This window comes from Serratia sp. D1N4 (genome assembly GCF_054552755.1).
This window is the reverse complement of sequence record NZ_CM137274.1, coordinates 4455452-4480680: the sequence shown is the minus strand read 5'-3', so window position 1 is coordinate 4480680 and position 25229 is coordinate 4455452. Positions and strand designations below refer to the sequence as shown.

General features: G+C 53.0%; 21 protein-coding genes. 20 read left to right on the top strand and 1 reads right to left on the bottom strand.

What is annotated here, in order from left to right:
* Positions 1–7 precede the first annotated feature (7 nt).
* From ACX1CU_RS20100 to ACX1CU_RS20040, 13 genes are all read left to right on the top strand, one after another.
* Complete coding sequence (locus ACX1CU_RS20100; protein WP_459399985.1) at positions 8–1522, top strand: carboxypeptidase M32; 1515 nt, start codon at positions 8–10, stop codon at positions 1520–1522.
* Positions 1523–1670: 148 nt separating this feature from the next.
* Complete coding sequence (locus tag ACX1CU_RS20095) at positions 1671–2372, top strand: creatininase family protein (RefSeq protein WP_459399984.1); 702 nt, start codon at positions 1671–1673, stop codon at positions 2370–2372.
* Positions 2363–3430 (top strand): ketopantoate reductase family protein, encoded by a 1068-nt coding sequence (locus tag ACX1CU_RS20090; RefSeq protein WP_459399983.1) that lies wholly within the window; start codon positions 2363–2365, stop codon positions 3428–3430. Before ACX1CU_RS20095 ends, ACX1CU_RS20090 begins: the two co-directional genes overlap by 10 nt.
* Positions 3427–4173: an SDR family NAD(P)-dependent oxidoreductase gene (locus ACX1CU_RS20085; protein ID WP_459399982.1), complete on the top strand. Its 747-nt coding sequence runs from the start codon at positions 3427–3429 to the stop codon at positions 4171–4173. Before ACX1CU_RS20090 ends, ACX1CU_RS20085 begins: the two co-directional genes overlap by 4 nt.
* A 15-nt stretch (positions 4174–4188) precedes the next feature.
* A complete protein-coding gene (locus ACX1CU_RS20080) occupies positions 4189–5214 on the top strand; it encodes an ABC transporter permease subunit (protein WP_459399981.1) in 1026 nt (341 codons plus the stop codon).
* 12 nt (positions 5215–5226) lie between these two features.
* Positions 5227–6156 (top strand): ABC transporter permease subunit, encoded by a 930-nt coding sequence (locus ACX1CU_RS20075; protein ID WP_459399980.1) that lies wholly within the window; start codon positions 5227–5229, stop codon positions 6154–6156.
* A gap of 9 nt (positions 6157–6165) precedes the next feature.
* Positions 6166–7140, top strand: coding sequence for an ABC transporter ATP-binding protein (locus ACX1CU_RS20070; RefSeq protein WP_459399979.1), 975 nt, complete (start codon positions 6166–6168; stop codon positions 7138–7140).
* On the top strand, positions 7137–8105 hold the full coding sequence (locus tag ACX1CU_RS20065) for a peptide ABC transporter ATP-binding protein (RefSeq protein ID WP_459399978.1): 969 nt from the start codon (positions 7137–7139) through the stop codon (positions 8103–8105). Before ACX1CU_RS20070 ends, ACX1CU_RS20065 begins: the two co-directional genes overlap by 4 nt.
* A 147-nt stretch (positions 8106–8252) precedes the next feature.
* Positions 8253–9224, top strand: a complete 972-nt coding sequence (locus ACX1CU_RS20060; protein ID WP_459399977.1) for an isoaspartyl peptidase/L-asparaginase family protein — start codon at positions 8253–8255, stop codon at positions 9222–9224.
* A gap of 207 nt (positions 9225–9431) precedes the next feature.
* Positions 9432–10394: an ABC transporter substrate-binding protein gene (locus tag ACX1CU_RS20055; protein ID WP_459399976.1), complete on the top strand. Its 963-nt coding sequence runs from the start codon at positions 9432–9434 to the stop codon at positions 10392–10394.
* Between the two features lie 78 nt (positions 10395–10472).
* A complete protein-coding gene (locus ACX1CU_RS20050; RefSeq protein ID WP_459399975.1) occupies positions 10473–11375 on the top strand; it encodes an ABC transporter permease in 903 nt (300 codons plus the stop codon).
* Entirely contained in the window at positions 11372–12166 is a 795-nt protein-coding gene (locus ACX1CU_RS20045) for an ABC transporter ATP-binding protein (protein WP_459399974.1), read from the top strand. Before ACX1CU_RS20050 ends, ACX1CU_RS20045 begins: the two co-directional genes overlap by 4 nt.
* Positions 12167–12204: 38 nt before the next feature.
* Entirely contained in the window at positions 12205–13788 is a 1584-nt protein-coding gene (locus tag ACX1CU_RS20040; protein WP_459399973.1) for a hypothetical protein, read from the top strand.
* Here ACX1CU_RS20040 and ACX1CU_RS20035 read toward each other — a convergent pair.
* On the bottom strand, positions 13785–15578 hold the full coding sequence (locus ACX1CU_RS20035) for a glycoside hydrolase family 2 protein (protein WP_459399972.1): 1794 nt from the start codon (positions 15576–15578) through the stop codon (positions 13785–13787). The genes ACX1CU_RS20040 and ACX1CU_RS20035 overlap by 4 nt on opposite strands.
* 347 nt (positions 15579–15925) lie before the next feature.
* On the opposite strand from ACX1CU_RS20035, the gene ACX1CU_RS20030 reads away from it, so the two are divergent.
* The 7 genes from ACX1CU_RS20030 to ACX1CU_RS20000 all read left to right on the top strand — a co-directional run bounded on the left by ACX1CU_RS20030 (position 15926) and on the right by ACX1CU_RS20000 (position 25197).
* On the top strand, positions 15926–17239 hold the full coding sequence (locus ACX1CU_RS20030; protein ID WP_459399971.1) for an MFS transporter: 1314 nt from the start codon (positions 15926–15928) through the stop codon (positions 17237–17239).
* Between the two features lie 11 nt (positions 17240–17250).
* Positions 17251–18375 carry a hypothetical protein gene (locus ACX1CU_RS20025; RefSeq protein WP_459399970.1) on the top strand — a complete coding sequence of 375 codons (1125 nt, stop codon included), beginning with the start codon at positions 17251–17253 and terminating at the stop codon, positions 18373–18375.
* 279 nt (positions 18376–18654) lie between these two features.
* Positions 18655–19044 (top strand): hypothetical protein, encoded by a 390-nt coding sequence (locus ACX1CU_RS20020; RefSeq protein WP_459399969.1) that lies wholly within the window; start codon positions 18655–18657, stop codon positions 19042–19044.
* Between the two features lie 1665 nt (positions 19045–20709).
* A complete protein-coding gene (locus ACX1CU_RS20015) occupies positions 20710–21090 on the top strand; it encodes a winged helix-turn-helix domain-containing protein (protein WP_459402870.1) in 381 nt (126 codons plus the stop codon).
* A 115-nt stretch (positions 21091–21205) separates the two neighbouring features.
* The gene (locus ACX1CU_RS20010; RefSeq protein ID WP_459399968.1) at positions 21206–21751 is read left to right on the top strand and encodes a fimbrial protein; all 546 of its coding nucleotides are present in this window, start codon (positions 21206–21208) and stop codon (positions 21749–21751) included.
* A 56-nt stretch (positions 21752–21807) separates the two neighbouring features.
* A complete protein-coding gene (locus tag ACX1CU_RS20005; protein ID WP_459399967.1) occupies positions 21808–22509 on the top strand; it encodes a fimbria/pilus periplasmic chaperone in 702 nt (233 codons plus the stop codon).
* Between the two features lie 87 nt (positions 22510–22596).
* On the top strand, positions 22597–25197 hold the full coding sequence (locus ACX1CU_RS20000; protein ID WP_459399966.1) for a fimbria/pilus outer membrane usher protein: 2601 nt from the start codon (positions 22597–22599) through the stop codon (positions 25195–25197).
* Positions 25198–25229: the final 32 nt, after the last annotated feature.

Genomic DNA, 25229 nt, shown 5'->3' with positions numbered 1-25229 from the left:
GAATATCATGAGCCATGCTCCATTAAAAGAGCAGGTCACTCGCCTGGGCGATCTGCTGAACGTGATTAATTTATTAAACTGGGATGCCAGCACCGGTATGCCTAATGGTGCCAGCATTCATCGTGGGCAACAAATTGCCACCCTAAGCAGCCTGGCACAAAATATGATTTTGTCCGATGAGTTGGCCTCGGCGCTAGCGCAGGAGAAGCAACTGGCGGGTTTAACCCAGCATCAGCAGCGATCGCATCAGGCGTTAGAGCAGGCGATCGCGCACTATAAAAAAGTCCCTGCCAGCCTGGTAATGGAACAGGCGCAACTGGTGGCCGTCGCCGAAGTGGCCTGGCGCGAGGCGCGGGAGCAGAATAAATTCCACCTGTTCCAGCCCTATTTAGAGAAAATCGTTGATTTAAAACGCCGCTTTGCCGATGTCGTCGGCTATGAAAACCACCCGTACGAAGCGCTGACGCATGAATATGAGCCTGGTTTAACCGTGCCTGCGCTGAAAACCCTGTTTGCCCAGTTGCAAGAGCGCTTATTACCGCTGGTGAAACGGGTGCATGCGGCACCTAAACCCGATAATGCCTTTTTACACCGCCACTTTCCGGTGGCGCAGCAGCGCGAGCTATCTACCCAACTGGCAGCCATGATTGGCTATGATTTCCAGCGTGGCCGCCTGGATACCACCACTCATCCGTTTGAAATATCGATCACTCGCGACGATGTGCGCATTACCACACGCTTTAACCCGCAATTTATCAACGCTGGGTTATTTGGCACCCTGCATGAAGCGGGCCACGCCATTTATGAGCAGAATGTTTCCCCTGCCTTAAGCGGCATGGCACTCACGCTGGATCTGTTTGGCCTGTATGCGGTGGCCGGTGCCAGCTATGGCGTGCATGAGTCGCAGTCGCGCCTGTGGGAAAACCGCGTGGGCCGCTCTCTGCCGTTCTGGCAAAACCATTACGCCACCTTGCAGAGCACCTTCCCCGGCGTGCTGGACGACATTTCGCTCGAGCAGTTCCATCGCGCGATTAACCGTTCGGAGCCGAGCCTGATCCGCGTGGAAGCCGACGAACTGACTTACGATTTCCACGTCATGCTGCGGGTGGAGATCGAGATGGGGCTGATCGATGGCAGCCTGAAGGTCAGCGACTTGCCGGGCTTTTGGGCAGAGAAAATCCAGGCTTATCTGGGGGTGAAACCCACCACGGATACCCAGGGCGTGTTGCAGGATATTCATTGGTCAAAAGGCATGATCGGCTCGTTCCCGACCTACACCCTTGGCAATGTGATGGGCTCACAGTTTATGGCCGCCGCCCTGGAGCAGCAGCCGTCATTAGCCACAGAACTGGCTCAGGGCAACTACGCACCGCTCAAGCAGTGGTTGACGGAAAATATTCTGCAGCATGGCCGCACCTATTTACCTCACGAGTTATTACAGCGCGCCACCGGTAAGGGCCTGGATGCCACGCCGTATCTGGACTATCTGGAGCAGAAATTCACCAAGCTGTACCCGTCATAATTCAAGCCGCAGGTGCGTTGACTACGCGCGCTCACCCCAGTCACATAGTTATCTATGCTCCTGGGGCTTCGCGCGCTTGTCGCCTTCCTGCAACTCGAATTATTTAGGGTAACTATGAGTTGTAGCTTTAAAAAAACGAGGGGAAATAATGAAAATTGCAGATATGAACTGGATGCAGATCGAAAGCTACTTACAGCAGGACGATCGCGTAGTGGTGCCATTGGGCAGCGTTGAACAGCATGCCTATTTAAGCGTGGCCGTGGATATGATCCTGGCAGAAAAAGTGGCGGTGGATGCGGCAGAGCCTTTGGGCATCCCGGTTTATCCGGCCATACCGTTTGGCGTTACGCCTTATTTTGCCGCTTTCCCCGGCACCGTATCTTTACGCGTCGAAACCTACGTGCGTGTGATCCACGATCTGCTGGACAGCCTGGCCCGCTCCGGTTTCAAACGCATCGTGCTGGTCAACGGCCATGGCGGCAATCAGCCCGCCCACAGCGCGGCAACCGAATGGATGCTCAGTCATCCCGAAGTTAAGGTCCGCTTCTATAACTGGTGGAATGCGCCCAACACCTTGGCTAACGTGCGCTCAGTGGACCCTACCTCTTCTCACGCCAGTTGGATGGAAAACCTGCCTTGGACGCGTTTAGCCAACGCTCCGTGCCCGGATGCACGTAAAGCGCCGATCGACTATCAGCGTTTCCACGTAATGAACGCGGCAGAGGCCAAAGACTATCTGGGTGACGGCAACTTCGGTGGCTACTATCAACGCCCTGCCGAGGTGGAGGAAGCCATGTGGCAGATCGCGGTAGCTGAAACCCGCGCGATTCTGGAAGGGCCATGGCAATGAGTGATTCACCGATTGTTGTATGGGGCGCAGGTGCCATGGGCGGCACGCTGGCTGCCTACTGGATCCGTGCCGGTAAGAACGTGCTGCTGGTGGATAACAATCCGGCTCATGTGGCGGCGATTAACCAGCACGGGCTGCGCATCAGCGGGCCGATAGAAGAGTTCGTTGTTACCGCTAAAGCGCTGTTACCGGAACAGCTTTTTTCTGCTGATGCTCAGGGCGTGGCGATCCCGAATCAATATCCCCGTATTTTCCTCTGCACTAAAGCGCAGCATACCGAAGCCGCCTGCCGGGCTCTGGCACCGCATCTCGCGGCGCAGGGCGAAGTGATCTCGGTACAAAACGGCTTAAATGAGTTGATCATCGCCGAGATCGTAGGCGAATCGCGCTGTATCGGCTGCTTTATCAACTTTGGTGCCGATATTCTGGAGCCCGGCCATATTCACTACGCCGGGCGCGGTGCGGTGGTGGTGGGTGAACTGAACGGTGCTTTAACGCCCCGGCTGGCCGATATTCTGCAACTGATGCAGGTATTTGAACCAAACGCGCTGCAAACGGAGCAGATCTTCAGCTATCTGTGGGGCAAGTTGGGCTACGGTGCGCTGCTGTTTGGCACGGCATTGACCAATGAATCCATCGTCGACGTGCTGGCGCATCCTGACTATCGCGCAGTGTTGATTGCCATTGGTAAAGAGGTTTGCGCGGTTGCCGAGGCGGCCAAGATTCCGCTGGAAGGATTCAACGGTTTCCATCCCCCGGCGTTCAGCGCCAATGCGCCTTTGGCAGAAAGTTATACCTCGATGGACGCGATGGTGGCGTTCAACCGGCGTTCAGCCAAAACCCACAGCGGCATTTGGCGTGATTTAGCCATTCACAAACGTAAAACCGAAGTCGATCAACAGCTCGGCGTCATCGTGCGCGAGGCCGCACAGCTTGGCATCGCCACGCCGCTGTTGCAGGCGGTGATCGCCGGTATTCACCAGATCGAACAGGGCGCAGCGCTATCTTGGGCCAACCTCGATCGGGTGGCAGCATTACTCAAAAGGAGTGAGCAATGAATCTCGATTTTTCAGGGCAGACCATCGTGGTCACCGGTGCGGCACAGGGGATTGGCCGGGCGATTGCCAAGTCTTTCGCTGCGTTGGGCGGCAAGGTGTGGGTATGTGACGTTGATGCCGAAACTTTGGCGATCACCCAGCAGGAGTGCGGTGCCATGACCCAGGCGCGGGTTGTTGACGTTACCGTTCAGGCCGAGGTCAGCACCTTTGTGGCCGAAGTGGGTAAGGTCGATGTACTGGTGAACTGCGCCGGTGGGGTACGCGGCCAGGAAGGTCACCCGCTGGAAAACGTGACGGCGCAGCAGTGGCACGCGCTGTTTCAGGTCAACGTGGATAGCACCTTCTGGTTTGCCCAAGCGGTAGCGCCATCGATGAAAGCCGCCAACTATGGCCGGATCATCAATATCTCCAGCGGGGCAGGGCTTGGTATCAGCCTGACTGGCATCCAGGCCTACGCGGCGGCGAAAGCGGCGCAGATTGGCCTGACCCGCCAGTTGGGGCATGAACTGGGGCCATTCGGCATTACCGTCAACAGCGTTGCGCCGGGGTTTGTGCGCTCCAACCCCAGCAGCGAACGTCAGTGGCAGAAGTTTGGTGAAGCCAGACAGCAGGCCATTCTGAGCCAAATTGCTATGCGCCGTTTGGGCAAGGTAGAGGATATCGCCAATGCCGTGCTGTTCTTTGCCTCGCCGGATTCGGGCTGGGTATCAGGGCAAACGCTGTCGGTGGATGGCGGTAAGTAACGGGCAGGTATTGCGATGATCAAATTTATTATCAAGCGGTTACTGATGCTGATCCCGACGTTTATCGGCATCACCCTGATCACTTTTCTGCTGGTCCGTCTGATTCCCGGCGATCCGGTGGAAATTATGATGGGTGAGCGTGGCCTGGATCCCGCCTATCACGCAGAAATGCTGAAAAAGCTCGGGTTGGACCTGCCGCTGCCGCAGCAGTATTTCAACTATCTGCTCAGCCTGTTGCACGGTGATTTAGGCATCTCGTTAACCTCAAACGAGACCGTGCTGCATGAGTTTTTAACCCTGTTCCCGGCAACGCTGGAACTGGCCACCTTAGCGATGATCCTGGCGATTATCGTCGGCATTCCGATCGGCGTGCTGGCGGCGGTAAAGCGTGGTTCTATTTTTGATCATGGTGTGATGGGCCTGTCGTTAACCGGCTTTTCCATGCCGATCTTCTGGTGGAGCCTGATTCTGATCATGTTCTTTTCGGTACAGCTGGGTTGGACGCCGGTATCGGGGCGCATCGATCTGGATTTCGACATTGAGCCGCACAGCGGATTTATGCTGATCGACTCGCTGATCGCGCAATATCAGGATCCTGACGCGAATCAGGGGGCGTTCCTGAATGCCCTGAAACACCTGATTTTGCCTTCTATCGTGCTGGCTACCGTGCCGCTGGCGATTGTTTCGCGCATGACGCGCTCATCAATGTTGGAAGTGCTGCGTGAAGACTACGTACGCACCGCCTATGCCAAAGGGCTATCTCCTTTCCGGGTGATCTTCGGCCATACGCTGCGCAATGCGCTGATCCCGGTACTCACCATTATCGGCCTGAGCGTCAGTTCGTTGTTGGGCGGCGCGGTGATGACGGAGACCATCTTTTCCTGGCCCGGCATCGGCAAATGGCTGATCGAAGCAATTGGTCGCCGCGATTATCAGGTGGTGCAGAACGGTATTCTGCTGGTGGCGACGCTGGTGATTATCACCAACCTGCTGGTGGATATTTTATACGGTGTGGTTAATCCGCGCATTCGCCATGCTTAACAGGGCCTGATTATGACTCAGACTATTTTGAATACTCTCGGTGCGGCGGCAGAACCAGACGATCTCTCCAGCAGCTATCCTTCGCCGCTGAAAGAGTTTTATCAGAGCTTTTTCGCCAACCGTGGCGCGACCGTGGCGTTCTTTTTTATGCTGTTGGTGCTGATTGCCGCTGTTTTTGCCCCGTGGATCGCGCCTTATGATCCTATTACCCAATACCGCGATCATTTAATGCAGCCACCGATGTGGCAAACCGGCGGCAGCGCCGCTTTTCCTTTAGGCACCGATGAAGTGGGGCGCGATATTCTTTCCCGCTTGATGCACGGTGGGCGGCTATCGCTGTTTATTGGTTTCTGTGCGGTGGTGTTTGCCCTGATCCCGGGGGCGATCCTCGGGCTGCTGGCGGCGTTTTATCCACGCGTTATCGGCATTGCCGTGATGCGTTTAATGGACATCATGATGTCGATGCCCACCCTGCTGCTGGCGGTTGCCATCATGGCGGTGCTCGGCCCTGGCCTGCTCAATGCGATGATCGCTATCGCCATTGCCTCCTTGCCCGGTTACGTGCGCTTGACCCGCTCCTCGGTGATGATGGAACTGCACCGCGACTATGTGACCGCCGCCCGCGTCGGCGGGGCCGGTACGCTGCGCCTGATGTTTTTCACCGTGTTGCCAAACTGCATGGCTCCGCTGATTGTGCATATGACCATGAGCTTCTCTTCGGCGATTTTAGAGATTGCCGCGCTCGGCTTTTTGGGGTTAGGCATTCAGCCACCGCAGCCGGAATGGGGAACCATGCTGGCCTCGGCGCGTGAATATATGGAGCGCGCCTGGTGGATCGTCACCATGCCGGGCCTGACGATTTTGCTGTCCGTCGTTTCGATCAACCTGATCGGCGACGGCCTGCGTGACGCATTAGATCCTCGGCTGAAGCAGGCAGGATAAGGTGAACTCATGAGTCTGTTAGCGATTCGTAATCTTTCTGTGGAATTCGGCGCGCGGGCAAAACCGTTTCGTGCCGTCGAGAATGTGAATTTAACCGTTGAAGAGGGGGAGATCGTCGGTATTGTCGGTGAGTCCGGTTCGGGCAAATCGGTCACCATGATGGCGATGATGGGGTTGCTGGAAAAGCAGGGGCGGGTGTCTGCCGACATGCTGCAATTTAACGGCAATGACATGCTGAATATGTCGGCCCGCGAGCGCCGCAAAATCATTGGTAAAGACATTGCCATGATTTTTCAGGATCCGATGTCTTCGCTCAATCCGAGCTATACCGTGGGCCGGCAAATCATGGAAGTGCTGACGCTGCACCACGGCCTGAAGGGCAGTGCGCTGCGGGATCGCGCCATTGAACTGATGACGCTGGTGGAGATCCCCGATCCTGCACGCCGGTTAGAAGCCTACCCGCATCAGCTGTCGGGGGGCATGAGCCAGCGCGTGATGATCGCCATGGCGATCGCCTGTAAGCCTAAGCTGTTGATCGCCGATGAGCCAACCACGGCTTTGGACGTCACCATCCAGGCGCAGGTGATGGAGCTGTTGTTGAACTTGCAGAAAACGCAGGGCATGGCGCTGATCCTGATCACCCACGATCTGGCAGTGGTGGCGGAAATCGCCCATAAAGCGGTGGTGATGTACGCCGGGCAGGTTGCCGAAGTCTCTGCGGTGCCTGCGATCTTCCGCCAGCCGCATCATCCTTATACTCAGGCGTTGCTGAAATCGATCCCTGAGCATAGCAAAGGTACGGAGCGGCTGTTTACCCTGCCGGGGATCGTGCCGGGGCAATTTGATCGCCCGGTGGGTTGTCTGCTGGCTCCACGCTGCCCTTATGTGCAGGATCAATGCCGCATTCAGCGGCCAGAACTCCGGGTGGCGGATCACTATGCCGTCAGGTGTCACTTTCCTCTCAGCGCCGAAGGTCAACGATGAAAACAATATTGCAGGCCACCGATCTGACTCGTCATTATCAGGTTGGCCAAGGTTTCTTGAGCAAACCCCAGCGCGTTAAGGCGCTCAACGGCGTCAGTTTTTCACTGGCAACCGGTAAAACCCTGGCAGTAGTCGGTGAGTCCGGCTGCGGTAAATCAACCCTGGCGCGTCAGTTAACCCTGATCGAAGCGCCGACTTCGGGTTCGCTGGTGCTGGACGGGCAGGACGTGGTGGGAGCCAATGCTGCACAGCGCAAGGCAATGCGCAGCAAAGTGCAGATGGTGTTTCAAAACCCCTATGCTTCGTTAAACCCGCGCAGCAAGATTGGCACGCAGCTGAGCGATCCGCTGGTGATCAACACCTCACTCAATGCCAAAGAGCGCGAAGAGCGGGTACGGATGATGATGGCGAAAGTGGGGCTGCGCCCGGAACATTATCAGCGCTATCCGCATATGTTTTCCGGCGGGCAGCGGCAGCGGATTGCCATCGCGCGCGCCATGATGCTCAACCCGAAGATTGTGATTGCGGATGAACCCACTTCGGCGCTGGATGTCTCTATTCAGGCGCAGGTACTGAACCTGTTTATGGATCTACAGGCGGAATTTAATACCACCTATGTGTTTATTTCCCATAATCTTTCCGTGGTGGAGCATGTGGCGCACGACGTGATGGTGATGTATCTGGGGCGTGCGGTTGAGATCGCCAGCAAAACTGCGCTGTATGCGCAGCCGTTGCACCCCTATACCAAAGCGTTGCTATCGGCGACGCCGACCATCCACCCGGAAGATCGGAAAATAAAGATTAAAATCACGGGGGAGCTACCCAGCCCGTTAAATCTGCCCGCTGGCTGCGCTTTCCATAAGCGCTGCCCGTTTGCCGATGAACGCTGCCAGCACGATGAACCGCAGTTACGCGCTTTTGGCGATACCCGGGTGGCTTGCCATCACGTTGAGAGAATTAATTAATAAAGTGATTTTTTAGCTCGAGATACCTGGGCCTAGCGCACCAAGGGGCACTCAGGCGGCTTACGCCGCTACGACCCCTCCGGCACGCTCTCCCCTAATAACGGGCTTTGTCAGCAGTCTGTTTAAGCAACTTATTAAGGTTATCAAATGCATGCCATAAAACCCGTAATCGTTATACATGGTGGAGCAGGGACAATCAGCCGCCAGGCAGTTAACGCTGAAAAAGAGCAGGAGTACCATGCCGCCTTGCGCAACATTTTGCTGGCAAGCCAGCAGGTTCTTACCGCGGGCGGCAGCGCCGTCGATGCGGTGACCCTGGCGGTAACCCTGCTGGAAGACTGCCCGCTATTCAACGCCGGTAAAGGCGCGGTCTTTACCCATGCGGAAACCCATGAGCTGGATGCGGCGATCATGCGTGGCGAAGATCTGCAAGCCGGGGCGGTTTCTTGCGTCAGCCAGATCAAGAACCCGATCAAGGCCGCGCGCGCGATCATGGAGCACAGCGAGCATGTGCTGTTCGTCGGCGCTGGAGCCGAGGATTTTGCCCAGCAGCACGGTCTGGAACGGGTGGACAGCAGCTACTTCTCTACCGAAGCACGCCGTGAGCAACTTTATCGGGTGCGGGATCATCAGGGGGGCACCGCGCTCGATCACAGTGGCGAAGCCTTAACCGTACAATCCGCGCCAATTAATGAAGAGCAGAAATTCGGCACCGTGGGTGCGGTGGCGCTCGATAGCCAGGGTAATCTGGCCGCGGCGACCTCCACCGGAGGAATGACCAATAAGCAGGTAGGCCGCGTCGGCGACAGCCCGATCTTCGGCGCAGGAACCTATGCGGATAATCACACCGCCGCTATTTCCTGCACCGGCACTGGTGAAACCTTTATGCGCCTGCTCTCCGCCTATGATGTTTGCGCACTGATGCGCTATGCGGGCTTATCTCTTGAGCAGGCCACCGATAAGGTGGTGATGGAAAAGCTACCGACGATTGGTGGAGAGGGCGGCCTGATTGCCGTTGATGCAGAGGGCAATATCAGCCTCAGCTTTAACAGTGAAGGGATGTACCGTGGCTACGCCTATGCGGGGGAAAAGGACGTGGTCACCGCGATTTTTAAATAAGTGCTTTAACTGACCGGTATTAAGCAAGGGGCGAGCCAAAGCGCGGGGATTTGTGAGCTGAATCACCGATCTCAGTCAGCTTATCAAATGATTTCTTCTGATTTTGGATGTTAACGGAATGTAGGCTCGTGGATGGCGGTAAAACACTGTGTTAGGATGATTTGCCGCTATTTCAGGCGCTCACTATAACTCTAAAAGGATGCCCCTATGCTTTTAAATAATCGAAAGATTTTTGTCGCCGTTGCCGCAGCCTTATTTGCAGTAAGCAGCTATGCGGCTACGCCGAAATCGGTGGCTATCGTCTCGATCGTTGACCATCCGGCGCTGGATGCGACGCGTGACGGCGTCATTGATGAGTTAAAAGCCGCAGGTTATGACAAGGATAAGGTCAAGATTCAATTCCAGAGTGCACAGGGGAATATGGCTACCGCCGGGCAGATCGCACGTAAATTTATTGGTGACAAGCCCGATGCGATAGTGGCGATCTCAACCCCGGCAGCCCAGTCGGTGATTGCCGCTACCAAAACCATTCCGGTGGTGTTTACTACGGTAACGGATCCGGTAGCCGCCAAGCTGGTCAAAAGCTGGGAGCCAAGCGGCACCAACGTGACCGGCGTTTCTGACCGCGTCGCCATGGGCCCGCAGGTGGATCTGATTTTAAAAGTTAAGCCAGACGCCAAGCGGGTTGGCATGGTGTTCAGCCCTGGTGAAGTCAATTCGACGGTGGTGGTTAAAGAGCTGAAAGAGGAATTAACCAAGCGCGGTATGACGTTGATTGAAGCCCCGGCAGCGCGCACCGTTGACGTGAGCCCGGCGGCGAAAAGCCTGGTGGGTAAAGTTGATGTGATCTACACCAATACCGATAACAACGTGATCTCCACCTACGAATCACTGGTTGCGGTGGCTAATCAGGCTAAAATCCCGCTGATCGCGGGCGACAACAGCGTTGCCAAACGCGGTGCTGCTGCTGCGCTGGGGATGAGCTATTACGACCTGGGGCGGCAGACGGGTAAGATCGTTGTGCGCCTGTTAGAGGGTGAAAAGCCCGGCACCATTGCGCCAGAGGTGGGTAACAAGCTCAGCCTGAGTGTGAATCCAGCCGCCGCGAAGAAGCAGGGCGCTACCCTGCCTGCGGATCTGGTGCAGTCAGCGCAGGAAGTGATCAAGTAACGTTCCGTGTTAAGTGATTTTTTATTCTAGGGAATGGCCCGCCAGATCTGGTGGGCCAAGGTTTTTTATGAGGTTTGCATGTCGTTAATTTCCCTGATGGGGGCTTTGGAGATCGGTCTGATCTTTGCGCTGGTGGCGCTTGGGGTGCTGATTTCCTTTCGTTTACTCAACTTTCCCGATTTGACCGCTGACGGCAGTTTCCCCTTAGGCGGTGCCGTTGCCGCAATCATGATCGTCAGTGGCTACAATCCTTGGCTGGCTTGTGGGCTGGCGGCTATCGCCGGAGCTGGCGCGGGTTGTCTGACCGCCTGGCTGCATGTGCGGCTCGGTATTCTGCAACTGCTGGCCAGTATTCTGGTGATGATTGCCCTGTATTCCATCAATCTGCGCATTATGGGTGCACCTAACCTGGCGCTCATTGGCTTGCCGAGCGTGTTCACGCCTTTCCTCAGCCAGGTTGAAGATAATGCCTGGCTGATCCAGCCGTTGCTGCTGCTGGTGGTGGTGTTGCTGGTTAAGGTGGCGTTGGATGCGTTCCTGACATCCGAAGTCGGCCTGGCTCTGCGTGCAACCGGCGCGAATCCGCGTATGGCGCGCGCTCAGGGGATTGCCACCAATCGGCTGACGGTGATCGGCATGGCGCTCTCTAATGCGCTGATTGCGCTGGCCGGAGCGCTGTATGTACAAACCCAGGGCGGTGCCGATATCTCTATGGGGATTGGTACCATCGTGGTTGGTCTGGCGGCGGTAATCATCGGTGAGACGCTGTTGCCTGCTCGCAGCCTTTATCTGATCACCCTGGCGACGTTGCTGGGGGCGTTGTTATACCGCCTGATGATCGCGCTGGCCTTGAATGCCGATTTTATTGGTCTTCAGGCGCAGGATCTGAACTTGATCACCGCAGTACTGGTTACGCTGGCACTGGTTCTGCCGAAGTTGAAACAGAAATTGAAAAGCAAGCAAGGAAGGCGATCATCATGATGCGTGCCGAGCAGTTGTTTAAAACCTTTAATCCCGGCACTCCATTGGAGAACCCGGTATTGCGCGGCCTGTCTCTGAACATTGAAGCCGGGCAGTTTGTTACGGTGATTGGCAGCAACGGGGCAGGAAAGTCCACGCTGCTCAATGCGGTCAGCGGTGATATTACCCCCGATAGCGGTCAGCTGTTTATTGGTGAACAGGACGTCACCTCAATGCCCGCCTGGCGCCGTGCTGGCATGGTGGCTCGGGTATTCCAGGATCCGCTGGCGGGGACCTGTGAAGGGTTGAGCATTGAGGAGAACTTGGCGCTGGCGTTGCAGCGCGGTCAAGCCCGCGGGTTTCAGCGCGCGGTAAAAAGCCAACAGCGCGAGCTGTTCCGTGACAAGCTGGCCACGCTGGAGTTGGGGTTAGAGAATCGCTTGGGCGATCATATGGGCTTGCTCTCCGGTGGGCAGCGGCAGGCGGTGAGCCTATTGATGGCTTCGCTACAGCCTTCCCGGTTACTGTTGCTGGATGAACATACGGCAGCGCTCGATCCTAAAACGGCGGCCTTTGTGTTGGCATTGACTGACCGCATTGTTGCTGAGCAGCAACTGACGGTGCTGATGGTGACGCACTCGATGCGCCAAGCGTTGGACCACGGCCATCGAACGGTAATGCTGCATCAGGGGCGCGTGGTGCTGGATGTCAGCGGTAAGCAGCGGGCAAACATGCAGGTGACCGATCTGCTGGAGATGTTTGAAAAAACGCGCGGCGAAAAGCTGGATGATGACGGGTTGCTGCTGAGCTAAGCCCGAAATAGTAAACCGAATGAGTAAAACCTAGAACCGTGCAAACGCTGATCCCGCTTCGCTTACTGGAAGTGAATTCCTCGCTGATCTGGCATTGGCCACATTTGCAGGAAGTGATTGCCGTCATGAAGCGGGATCGTTTTAACGGTCTGGTTGTTCATCAGCAGGATCTATTAGCCCTACTGGTATTGCCCTCTCTTTATTGCCTGCATAGCCGGGAGAACCTGCTGCGTGAACGGCAGGAGCGCCTATTGTATCTGCAGCGCTTGTCCCGTTATTGCAATCTCGCCGGTATCGGCGTTTGGCTCCAGGGTGAAGCCTTTCCTCATGGTGGGAAATTACAGGAAAAGTACCCTGAATATGCCTTGATAGAGAACAGCCATGCCGATGAACTGTTCTGGAAAAATTTCTATCAGCAGGCGCTGGTTGAAGCATTGCAACATTTACCCGGTATCGACGGGGTGATTGTCAATTTGCCCCGGCATCAGGCCTATCGCGCCAACTGGTCATCAACGCTCCCCTACCTTTATCAAACACTACGTGGCCTGGGGAAGAAAATGGTGTTGCGTGATTACATGGATGACGACGCCGCACCCTGGCAATTGATCAATGCGTTGCAGGTGCTGCCGCCGGATGTGCGGGTGTCATTAAAAGCGGTGGCTAACGGCTATCGCCCTGGGTTTGCCAATAACCCGTTGCTTACGCAGTTGGCTGGCCGCATCAAGTGGATCGAGTTTGACATGTGGGGCTTGGAGTATGGCTGGACACTGCTGCCTTGTTATCTGCTAGAGGAAATTCAGGGGCGGCTCAGTTGGGGTGAGAACGTGGCAGGCGATCGCCTGGAGGCCATCACCGGCAGGCTCAGTTGGGAATGGATTTCTAACAGCTCGCTGATTAACTCGGTCAATTCCGTCAACCTGCATGGGCTGGCGATGTTTGGCCGCGAAATGTGTCTGTCAGAAAAACAGGCGTTTCACTGTTGGTTAACCGATATGCTGGACCATAAAGTGGAAACGGCTGAACTGAACGCGTTCCATCAGTTATATACCAGCAGTTATGAATGGATGAAGAAAACCCCCTATATATTGGGCCACGTTCTGCATCACTACAGCCAGGTACCGGAAACCTATGCGCAGGCAGTGAAACTGTTGCAACTGCATGCGCGCCATGCGCAGGGATATCTGGGGGCGTCGTCACTTTTCCCCACCGACAGCCCGGATGCTGGCCGCGAACAGTACCAGCAATTGCTGCTGGAGAAGCAACGGGCACTTTTTCTGGCACAAAGCTCCCGCAGCCAGTTACATCAGCTATTACAGTGTGTTGATATTGCTGAGGAAAAGAGTGCGCTCTTCAAACGGGTCTGGGAGCGGGTCGCCTACTACACCGATATGTTTGATGCCGTGGCGCAAGGGGTAGCCATGAAGTTGATGCTTGAACGCTATGGCAGCCAGAGTGGCATCTCCTCATTTGATTTGGCGCAGCAGATCACGCAGCTGCGGCAGTTGGCGCTGCGCATTGATGAATGGCTGGAGAAGGAGGAGCAACAGCAGCCCCACTATCTGGCGATGCTGTTCGATCCCGCCAGGCTCATCAGCCTGGCGGATAGCCTGTGTCAGGATTAGTCAGCCTGTTTTAGTTGTTGATAGAAATCCCGCAGGATGTAAAAAGCCGCTTTGCGGGTGTGTTTATCGGCGGCGATCAACCCTTTGCAATTAAGCCCCCGTTGGTAAGGATTCTGCCGCCGTTCCGAGCGATAGTCGTACAGCAGCCATGGCGTGAAGCCGCGCACGTAGCCGAGTTTTGGCAGATAGGCGGTTTGTTTACGATAGACTTCCGCCATGTAGTGTTCAGAGAACGGGCCAGATTGTGGTGCGTGATCGCCCAGAACCCCTTCTGCCCCAGTTTCGGTAATCACCACCGGCTTGGTAGGCGATGAGTTTTCCCCCAACGCGATCAGATCCTCAAAGTTCTCTTCATACCAGCCGTAGTATTCATTCAGTCCGATGATGTCGAGATGTTCCGCCAGGCGATCTTCAATCTTCATTTTGGCATGGTTAACCAGGCAGGCCGCTGAAATCAACCGGCTGGGATCGGCCTGCCGCGCCGCCTCAACCAGCGTGGTCATAAAATGCAGCCGCTCGTCGGTATCGGCGTTTTCATTACCCACCGACCAGATAATCACGCTAGCGCGATTGCGGTCGCGTATGATCAGCTCCATCAGTTGGTTATGCGCATCGCGCTGCGTGGCCGGGTTGCTGAAATCGATAGCCCAATAGTTCGGGATCTCCTCCCACAGCAGCAGGCCCACTTCATCAGCAATGCGTGCGGCCATTTCGTGGTGCGGATAGTGAGCCAGACGCAGGTAATTACAGTTCAACTCCTTGGCATCGCGAAAGCGGCGGCGAATATCGGCTTCGCTGGTCATTTTCCCCAGCAGCAGGTCGTCTTCATGGCAGTTAACCCCACGCAGGTAGAGCGAGCGGCCATTCAGGCGAATATCGGTGCCCACCACCTCTATCTGCCGGAAACCCACGCGATCGCTCACCCAATCTCGCCCCAGTGACGCCATAACCTGGTAGAGCTTCGGTTGCTCGGGCGACCACAGCATCGGCCGCACGGGGAAGGTGGCTTCGGCGATCCCTTCAACCACCGGTAAGCTTTGGCTAATACCCAACTCAGTTAAAGTAAAATTAACCTCCGTTGCCTGCCCTTCAACGGCGATCCTGACGGCTATGCGGTTGTAACCGCCATCAGGAACCAGATAGACGAAAAGATCGCGGATATAATTTGCTGGCGTGCGGATCAAATCGATTTCGCGATAAATTCCGCCGTAGTTAAACCAGTCGTTATTACGCAGCGGCAGTCTGTCGGTGGTGCGGTTATTATTCACGCACAGCATCAGGATATTATTACCCGGTTGCAGCTCCGGGGTTAATTCCGCGCAGAAAGGTGTTGAACCGCCATAATGATTACCGATAAAGCGATGGTTAAGGAATACCTTGCAGTCGTAGTTGGCAGCGCCAACACGCAAGAAAATGCGTTCATCCTCATCGCGCACCACATAATCAATCTCACGGGTATACCAGGCGCTGCCTTCAAAATAAAACCACTTGTCTTTCATCATCTGCCAGCAACTGGGAACAGGAATGGTTTCCCCGGCGAATGGGTCATAGTCATAGGGATCTCGGCGTGTTTCCGCGTCGCTCGGTTGCAGCAAAAACCATTTCTGTCTCAGCCCGGTATCGTGCAGATCCAGGGTAAAGCGCCACTCTCCGCCAAGGCTTTCGCGCTCTCGGCCGTCACAGAACAGCAGGTTGTGGTGATTAAGATTCTGCCGGTTATAGGGGCGATCGTATTGTTCGTTATGCAGGCATTCAACGGCATTTTCGGCCAGGTCAGACTTTTCAAGCATGGTATTTCCCTTTAGCGCTAAAGTATTGTTGGAGAATAACCGCTGTCGCCTTGTGGTTGCGGAGTCTAGGGTAATGGCCAGGAAATAAGTCATGATGAAAAAAGAAAATTGTGATTAATGTCTGAATTCAGCCGGTTCGGAGAGTGATATTCATCACAGAGTTATTTTTATTGACGCGATCTGCATCACAATAACCTCTGGCAACCGCGAAGTGGCTCACAAAAAATAATCGGACGCCTTTTGAGTTCTCAATTCTATTTCGTGCCCGTCTGCGTTTTTAAACCGCCCCCATAGACTGGAATGGCGTGATTTTAGGCTGTTTCTATCTGGCACTGGAGGGTAATACGATGAGTGAATTACGAAGCGAGCTCAGTGAACAGGCGGTAAAGTCGGGCGTTACCATGAGCCGCTACCGATGGACCGTGTGCGCATTACTGTTCTTTTCTGTCACTATTAATAATCTTGACCGTTCTATTTTGGGGCTGTTGGCCCCGATGTTACAAAAAGACATTGGTTGGAACGAAATTGAGTACGGCAATATCGTTACCGCGTTTCAGGCCGCCTACGCCGTAGGTTTATTTATTTGTGGCCGGATCGTCGATCTGTACGGGGCGCGCCTGGTATTGCCGATTGCCCTGGCGATCTGGAGCGTGGCGGCAATGGCCCATGGCGCAGCCAGCACGGTAGTAGGATTTATTTACGCCCGTATCTTTCTGGGCCTGGGGGAAAGCGCCAACTTCCCTTCTGCGGTCAAGGTGGCAGCGGAATGGTTCCCTAAACGTGAGCGTGCCTTCGCCACCGGTATTTTTAACTCAGGCTCTAACGTCGGTAACATTTTTGCACCGATTATTATCCCCTGGATCGCGCTGCAATGGGGATGGCGTGAAGCCTTTGTGGTGACGGGGGCCGTGGGCTTTATCTGGATTGCTTTCTGGCTATTTTTATACGGCAAACCGGGCAAGACGAAAAAAGTTAATCAGGAGGAGTTAGCCTGGATCCATCAGGATGATGAGCCAGAAGTGGCTGAGCAGGCTCCGCAAAAAGTCAGTTGGTTAGGGCTGTTAAAACATCGCCAGACCTGGGCTTTTGCACTGTGCAAATTCCTGACCGATCCGATCTTCTGGTTTTTCCTCTTCTGGCTGCCAAAATGGCTGCATGACGCACGCGGTATTGATATGGCGCACATGGCAATGCCGCTGGTATTAATCAATATTTTGGCCACCTTGGGTGGGCTGGGGGGCGGTTATCTTCCTGCCTGGCTGGTGAATCGTGGCGTGGCGGTCAATAAGGCACGTAAATTAACGCTGCTGCTGTGCGCCATTTGCGTTTTACCTATTCTGCTGGTTTCTAACGTCTCTAATCTTTGGCTGGCGGTGGGGTTGATCGGTATTGCGGTTGCTGCTCATCAGGGATGGTCGGTGAATCTCTACACCAGCGTATCGGATATGTTTCCTAAACAGGCGGTGGGCGCAGTGGTTGGTATTGGCTGCTTAATTGGTTCAATCGGTTCTATTATTTTTGCCCAGGCCACGGGGCATATTTTGCAGGCCACCGGAAGCTATTGGTCTATTTTCCTGATGGGTGGTTTTGCCTATCTGCTTGGCTTCCTCATTATGCACTTCTTAATCCCCAATATGTCTGCGGCGAAACTTAACGATTAAAAGGAAATAAGATGAAATTGACCGATAGCCTGTTGCAGGAGCGTATTCTGGCGGCTAAAAATCAGAGTCTACGTTGGTTGAATAGCATGCAGTTGCCTGATGGCGTGCCGGGCGTATTGCGCGTTAGCGAATATCATCAGCCGGAACGGTGGCCGCAGATGTTGCTTTCCGGCACTTATGACGGAACTATGGCCCGAGTGCTGTTGGGCGATCATATTGAGGAGAAAAAGCGGCTGGCAGACTGGATTTTAAGCCATCAGCAGGAAGAGGGCTATTTCCTGTTACCGGGATTACGTTGGGAGGACACCTGGAAGCGCCCCGATATTGAAGCAACTCGCCAGTATATGCGCTTTCATGCGACCAACTATTGCATGGGGGCATTAGAGGTATTAGAGCAATTGGATCGCGTAGAACTGCCTTTTTTAACCCCGTTCCTTGATCCCCAATATTTCTGGGCATGGTTAGGCCAGCGCGATATGCGCGATCCCTGGCTGGAAGGGAATAATATCGTCAACCTCGGCAGCTTCTTACTGCTTGAACAGCAGAGAAAACCAAGCGGTGCTGCCGCCCAGCGCCTACAGGGTATGATCTTCTGGCATAACCAGCAAAGTGAGCCTTATTCCGGCTTCTGGGGCCCTGGCCAGCAGTTCAGCCAGGAGGCGCTGCTGTTTGCGCTCTGTGGGGCCACGCATAATCTCCACGTTTTCTATGCGCTGGATGAAAATATCCCCTATTTCAACCAGTCGATTAGCCGTTGCCTGGAGCAGCCGATCGCGATTCGCAGCGGCTGTATTGATGTCGATATTATCGATATTCTGGCTCACGGCGTTGCCCGTTGCCCGCACCGGCGCGATGAGATCGAGTTCTGGCTGCGTGGCATGCTGGCAAAATTGCTGGATTTCCAGAATCCGGATGGCGGTTTTCCTGACTCGCTGCTCGGTGAGCGCGGCTATGATGGCTGGGTAAAGGGCTATAAAGAGCCACAGGGGTATAGCAATACCTTTGCCACCTGGTTTCGCTGGATAGCGATCGCCATGATCTCCGAGGTGTTATGGCCAAGGTGGCAGCCATGGCGTTTTCGTAAAACTATCGGCATTGGTTACTTCAAACCTGAAATAGGGCAAAAACCTCAATAAAATTCCTTGGCAGGAAATTATTCACGGGTTCCCTGGCGGTAACGCTATGCAGGGAACCCGCACTATTTTTAATGCACAACATGGAAAAAATGAAACCGTGACATATAGTTATAGTGGTTATCAAGTCGATCTGGGTTGTGTTATGCCGTTAATTTTCAGGAGAACGAAGGGCACAGGAAAGTGAAAAGGTGGTGATGATTCAGCCACTGTTAAAATTATGCGGACATGACTTGGATTAAAAAAGATTTTTTATGCTTTGTTTGATGTTAAGGAACGATAATGACCGCACATTTACTGACTATTTGGGATGTTCTGGCAACGACATTCTCACTGTTCTTTTTTATTGCCTACCTGTTTATTCTGTTCCAAGTCGTCTCCGACCTTTTTCGAGATCACGAGCTAAGTGGTTTTTATAAGGCCGTATGGATTATTTTCCTGCTGTTCATCCCGCTGTTAACCTCACTGGTTTACCTGATTACGCGTGGTAAAGGTATGGCCGAGCGGCATCGTGCGCTGGTGCAGAAAAATGTCTCGGCGACCAATGAGTATATTCGCGAAGTTGCCGGGAAATCGCCCGCTGAGCAAATTGCAGATGCTAAAAAACTGTGGGATGAGGGGACGATTACGGAAAGTGAATACTTGCAGCTTAAGGCTAAAGCCTTAGCCTGAGGTTTTTAGCTGTTGATCTATTGCGTAAGCGCAGCCTGTTGTCAGGCTGCGCTTTTACAATAATACACACGTTATAATTCACGTTATTTATTCAGTGACTCACTAGCCATAGGGGAACATCTTTTTATATATTTAGATTACTTTTTTATTGGGCCGGAAATGATGTTTACCCAACCCCACAGCGAGAAAGCCCTCTGCAAAGTGCCAGTGAAAGAGAAGCTTCTTGATGGCACCTTTAGTCTGATATACAGCAAAAAAATGGCAATGACACTCGTTGCCAAACAGTTAGCAGATGAAATTCGTTACCAATGTAAAGTCTGTACGTAATTGTGGAATGAGAGAGGAACTGTGTAAGTGTGCAGGCAGAGTCGTTGGAAACTATCGCTATGTTTCTCGGTACAGTTCCGCCATACGCAGGATAATGCTTTACGACACCATAAGGCTATATTCAATCGGTGAAATATTCCACAGGGGTAAGGAATATCTTATATATGAGGCGGTGTATCTCTGGCTATTATGTCAGCATTTCAGAAGTGAATATGCAGATAAACAAACTTTCACGGTACATAAAGCATATAAATCTCATGAATAATTCTTTTGTTGTAACTTTTATTCTGTTGTTTTTTTGTGTTAAAAATTTTTAAATAAATGTATCCACATGTTATAAAACAGTCGGTTATATGATTTCTATCAGTGATTTCCACCCTAAGATTCATTAGATTTTTTTTAATAAAGCTATTTTTTTATCATTGATAAAAAATAAAGTCTTCACAGTTAAGAAGAAAAATCCTATAGTGCGTATATTGGCAATGAGGTACCGGGGGAGATATTCCTCTTGCTTGCTGCTTTACATCCCATAATAGAATGTTGATTTTTCTCTTATTGAATAAAAGGAACGTAAAACCTTGCTTTAGAGCCAGTGACCTCTTTCACTTCGCTCAATGTGGAGGCGAAAAATCGCCCTGCTTGCAGGTGGTTCTGGCAAGTATTAAAAAAGCCAGCGTGCAAAACTGCGATGGGTGAGATTACCCAGTTGAAATGAGAGCCAGCCCGGTCAAACTAATTCTGGGGCGCTGGCAGAGGCGTGATATTAATCTGGTGGTGCTGAATCTCTGCCAAAGAGGCGTGGTACCGGTTGTATAATTACTAACCGTAATGTGCTGAGCAAACGATTACGCCGGTTTGATTAAAGAACCCATCTGTTTGCCGTGCCCATTAGTCATGTTACGTGGTTATTAGCTTGCTCTTCATTATGGTACTGAAGCCATTTGTTGTGTAGGGGAATAGAGCAGAATGGCATTTTCACTCATTTATGGGCAGATAAATCCTAACTGATAATGTTTTTATAGTTTATTGATTTTAAATAAAAAAATAACACAATCGGCTTTTTTAACTTTTTTTTTAAAAAATTCAGAATTTTTGGTTGATGGAGTATTTCTAGTATTGACATGATTAACGCATATTGAATATATGATTTTTAATTTAAAATACCTAAAAATTTATTCATTTCAGCATTAAATTCTGAAATGCGTTTTTTAAGAGTGGGTAACATTATTGTTTTAGATAAGTTGCCATGAAGAGAATGACTTATATAATAAGCGACTCAATGGTGGGTTGTTATTTTTATTGTTAAAAGGGAAATAATGAACCGAGATTTGTGTGGAAATGGAAAATAGACTCTATGGCTTTCTGCTTGATGATAACATCCTATTTAATATTGCTAATAGAAAACTCTTTTATTACAGTGACGAATCCTCTGAACATTCCATTTATTTCAAGGCTGTCTCTTTAAATGAAACTCAATCTCGGTTGTTAATTTGCTTGCTGGTCAATAGCCAAAATGCAGTCATTGATAAGAATGACATTATGAAAAGCGTGTGGGAAGAATTTAGTTTGTCAGCGTCCAATCAACGACTTTGGCAAACAATCAATGAATTAAGAAAAAAGCTCTCCTCTATTGGTCTTCCTGATGATTTTATTGGGAATGTACATGGTATTGGCTATTCAATAGGGAGTTCTAAAGTCAATTCATTACATATTATATAAATTTTGCTCTATTAAGACCAGAGCAAGCTCAATATACCTATATATATAGGTATACATCACCCCATTTTAATGGATATTAAAATGGTTTAACAATACAAGGTAAGTAGGAATATATATGAAAAAGTTAGCAATCGTTGCATCTCTGTTCGCCGTATTCGGTTCCGTGGGTCTGGTTCAGGCGGCTTCTACCGGCACCATCACCTTTAACGGTAAGCTGACGGCGAACACCTGCGATGTAGTGGTTGATGGCCAGACTGCCGATGCTACGGTGACTCTGCCAACGGTAGGCACCAACCAGTTGGATGCTCCCACTAAGACGGCAGGCCAGACGGGCTTTATTATGGCATTGAACAACTGTGCTGGTACGCTGAGGACCGCTTCTGCCTTCTTCGAAGCGGGCTCGTCGGTCGATACCGTGACTGGCCGTCTGAAAAACCTGACCGGTACCGCCACGGGTGTCAGCCTGCAACTGCTGGATGCATCCAGCGCGTCTCAGGCAGTGATCCTGGCCGGTAACCAGAACCAGGTAACCCAGACTACCTATAAAGACGTTTCCGGTGGCAGCGCGACTCTGCCATACGCCGTGCGTTACTACGCTGAAGCACCAACCCAAGCGGGTACTGTGGTCAGCAACGTGGTTTATTCTATTCAGTACCAGTAATGGGCTGTGGGAGGGGGTATTCCCCTCCCAATCCGGGTGTTCGTCAGGAGTGTATTATGCAGTATATTTCTCTTAATAAGCGTCAGGTGTGTACCTTTGCCGTCGCTGCACTGTTCAGCGCACACAGCCTGGCCAGTGTGGTAATTAGCGGCACGCGGGTGATTTATCCTTCTGATGCCAAAGAGGTCAGCGTCAAGATCAACAATGTCGGTCCGTCTCCGGTGCTGTTGCAAAGTTGGATCGATAACGGTGACACCAATGCCAAACCGGCAGCCATCAAAGTGCCATTTGTGCTGACCCCGCCGATGAACCGCGTTGAGGCCAGCAAGGGCCAGACGTTGCGCATCAGCTACGCGGGCGGCACGTTGCCGATGGATAAAGAATCGGTGTTCTGGTTGAACGTGCTGGAAGTCCCGGCTAAAAGCCAGGCGAAAGACAGCGAAAACCGTCTGCAGATGGCTTTCCGTACCCGTATCAAACTGTTCTATCGTCCGGTGGGCCTGGAAGGCAATGCCAACGATGCGGCCAAAGCGGTGACCTGGAGCAGCCAGGGTAACAGCGTGCAGGCGACCAATCCTACCCCGTATTATGCTTCTCTCGTGGATCTGTCGGTCAATGGCAAGAAACTCGAAAGCGCCATGATTGCGCCACGCTCTACCCTGGTACTGAATTTACCCGGGCAGGTAGGCAGTAAAGTGACCGGCAGTTTTGTCAATGATTATGGTGCAGTGAATACCTTTGACGCTGTCGTGAAATAAGCCGCCGGATAGGCGTAAATAGAGTTAATTAGAGTTAATTACGATATCAATCATGATTCAGGAAATAAATTCTTGAAGGGATTCTTTATGTCAAAATCTTTGCAATGTGGCTTGTATGGCCGACTATCCCCCGTGGCGATGGCCATTTTATCGACTTTTTGCGTGGGACAGGTCAATGCTGAAACGGTTGCTTCTGCTCCACAGGAAGAGATCGCAAAGAATCTGGAATTCGATGCTTCTTTCCTGAATGTTGATGATCAGAAATCGGTTGACCTCAGCCGCTTTGCCAACGGATCTTCCGGGCTACCTGGGGTGTATAGAACCGCTTTATATATTAATCATCAGCTCATCAGTAATACCGATATTGAATTCAAGGCGCGAGCAGATAAATCGATATATCCCTGCCTGACCCATGATCTCGCTAAAAACATTGCGTTTAATTACGACAAACTGCCTGCCGATTTTTTAAACCAACAAAATGGCGGCGAATTGTGCCTAGACCTGCAACACAAGTTACCTGAAGCGCGGGTCAACTACGACAGTAATGAACAACGCCTGGATATTGTTATTCCGCAGGTCTATATGCTGAATACTGCCAGGGGAACCGTCAGCCCGGAATTATGGGATCGTGGCGTACCGGCATTATTGCTGGGTTATAACGTCAATGGGTACACCAGTGAATCGCAGGGCAATACCTTCAATTCGGTGTTTGCCGGGGTGAATGCCGGGGTGAACGTCGGGGCCTGGTACCTGCGGCACAACGGCTCGTATACCCATATGGACAACGGGCCAAACCAGTACAGCAATATCAATACCTACCTGCAGCGTGATATCCCGGCGCTGAAGGCGCGGCTGTTGATGGGGCAATCGAATACCACCGGACAACTCTTCGATACCTTGCCGTTCTCCGGTATTCAGCTTGCCACCGACGAGCGGATGCTGCCAGAGTCCCTGCGCGGTTACGCGCCGGAAATCCGCGGCATTGCCCGGACTAATGCCCGTGTCACCGTGCGCCAGAGTGGCCAGGTGCTGTATGAAACCACGGTCACGCCAGGGGAGTTCTTGATCAACGATCTGTACCCGACCGGCTACGGCGGCGATCTGGTTGTTAACGTGCGTGAGTCAGACGGCACCGAACAGACCTTCAGCGTGCCTTATGCCTCGGTGGCGCAACTGTTGCGCCCGGGGGCATCGCGCTATGCCGTCACGGCGGGCGAAATGCGCAGTGATAACCTGCGTGAAAAACCGGCGTTGTACCAGGCAACCTATCAGTACGGGTTGACTAATGCCATCACCGGTTATGGCGGCCTGCAGGCGAGCCAGGATTATTATGCGCTGCAACTGGGGACCGCAATCGGTGTGCCGATCGGGGCGCTGGCGTTTGATGTCACCCAGGCGCGCACGCATCTGGGGAAAGGCCCGGTGACCGATGATAGCCAACACCAGGCGAGCAACAGCCTCAGCGGGCAGAGTTATCAGGTGAGCTACAGCAAGCTTATCAGCGAAACCAACAGTAACCTGTCATTGGCAGCCTATCGCTTCTCCACCAACGGTTATATGGACTTTATGACCGCAATGCAGACCCGTGAGGCGGTCGCAAAAGGGTATTCGCCGGATGCAATTTCACGCGCCAAAAACCGCCTGACGCTGACCGCCGGGCAGGGATTACCCGAGGGCTGGGGGCAGTTGTACATCAGTGGTTCATTGCAGAACTACTGGAACAAAGACGGCAGCGAGAAGCAGTACCAGATGGGCTACAACAACCGCTATCAACGCCTTTCTTACGGTTTCAGCATCAACCGCAGTTTCTCCAGCCTGGGAACGGCGCAAACCAATTACCTGCTGAGCTTCAGCCTGCCATTGGGCCGCGCCGACCAGACGCACACCCCTCAGTTGCGCATGGACTTGTCGCATGACAGTACGGGGCGTTATGGCCAGCAGGCCACGGTGTCTGGCAGCGCAGGGGCAGGGGATCAGTTCAGCTACGGCGTCACGGCCATGAATACCAATCAGGGTGTGGGTTCCAGTGGCTCGGTGAGCGGTAACTACCGTAGCCCGGCGGCAGCGCTGAGTGGGACTTACAGCACCGGTAAAAACTACCAGAGCGCCTCAGCCGGGATAAACGGCACGATGATTGCGCATGCGGGTGGGGCGACCTTTACGCCGTACACCTCGGACACCTTCGCCCTGGTGGAAGCCAAAGGCGCGGAAGGGGCCAGCGTCTCGTCTTATCCAGGGGTGCACATTGACCCGTGGGGATATGCGGTGGTGCCTTATCTGAACCCGTACCAGATGAATGAAGTCAGCATTGATCCGAAAGGCACGGCCGCCAGCGTGGAGTTGGATAATACCAGCCAGAAAGTGGCGCCGTATTCCGGGGCGGTGGTGAAGGTGAAATACACCACCAAGCAGGGCACACCGATTCTGGTGAATGCGACCTATCAGGGTGAACCGGTGCCGTTTGGGGCCGATATTTTTGACAGTAAAGGCAACAGCGTCGGTTCGGTAGGCCAGGGTGGGCAACTGTTTGCGCGAGTGGCTGAAAGCAGGGGTCAACTGCGCGTGACATGGGGCGAAGGGAGCCAGATGCAATGCCGGGTGAACTATAGGCTGATGCCACGAGCAAAAAATAGCGTCGACTCGACAATACAGACTTTCAATACGGTTTGTGAAACCCAGCCAGGCTAACCACTGGGCAACCCCAGTTTCTAAGAGACACT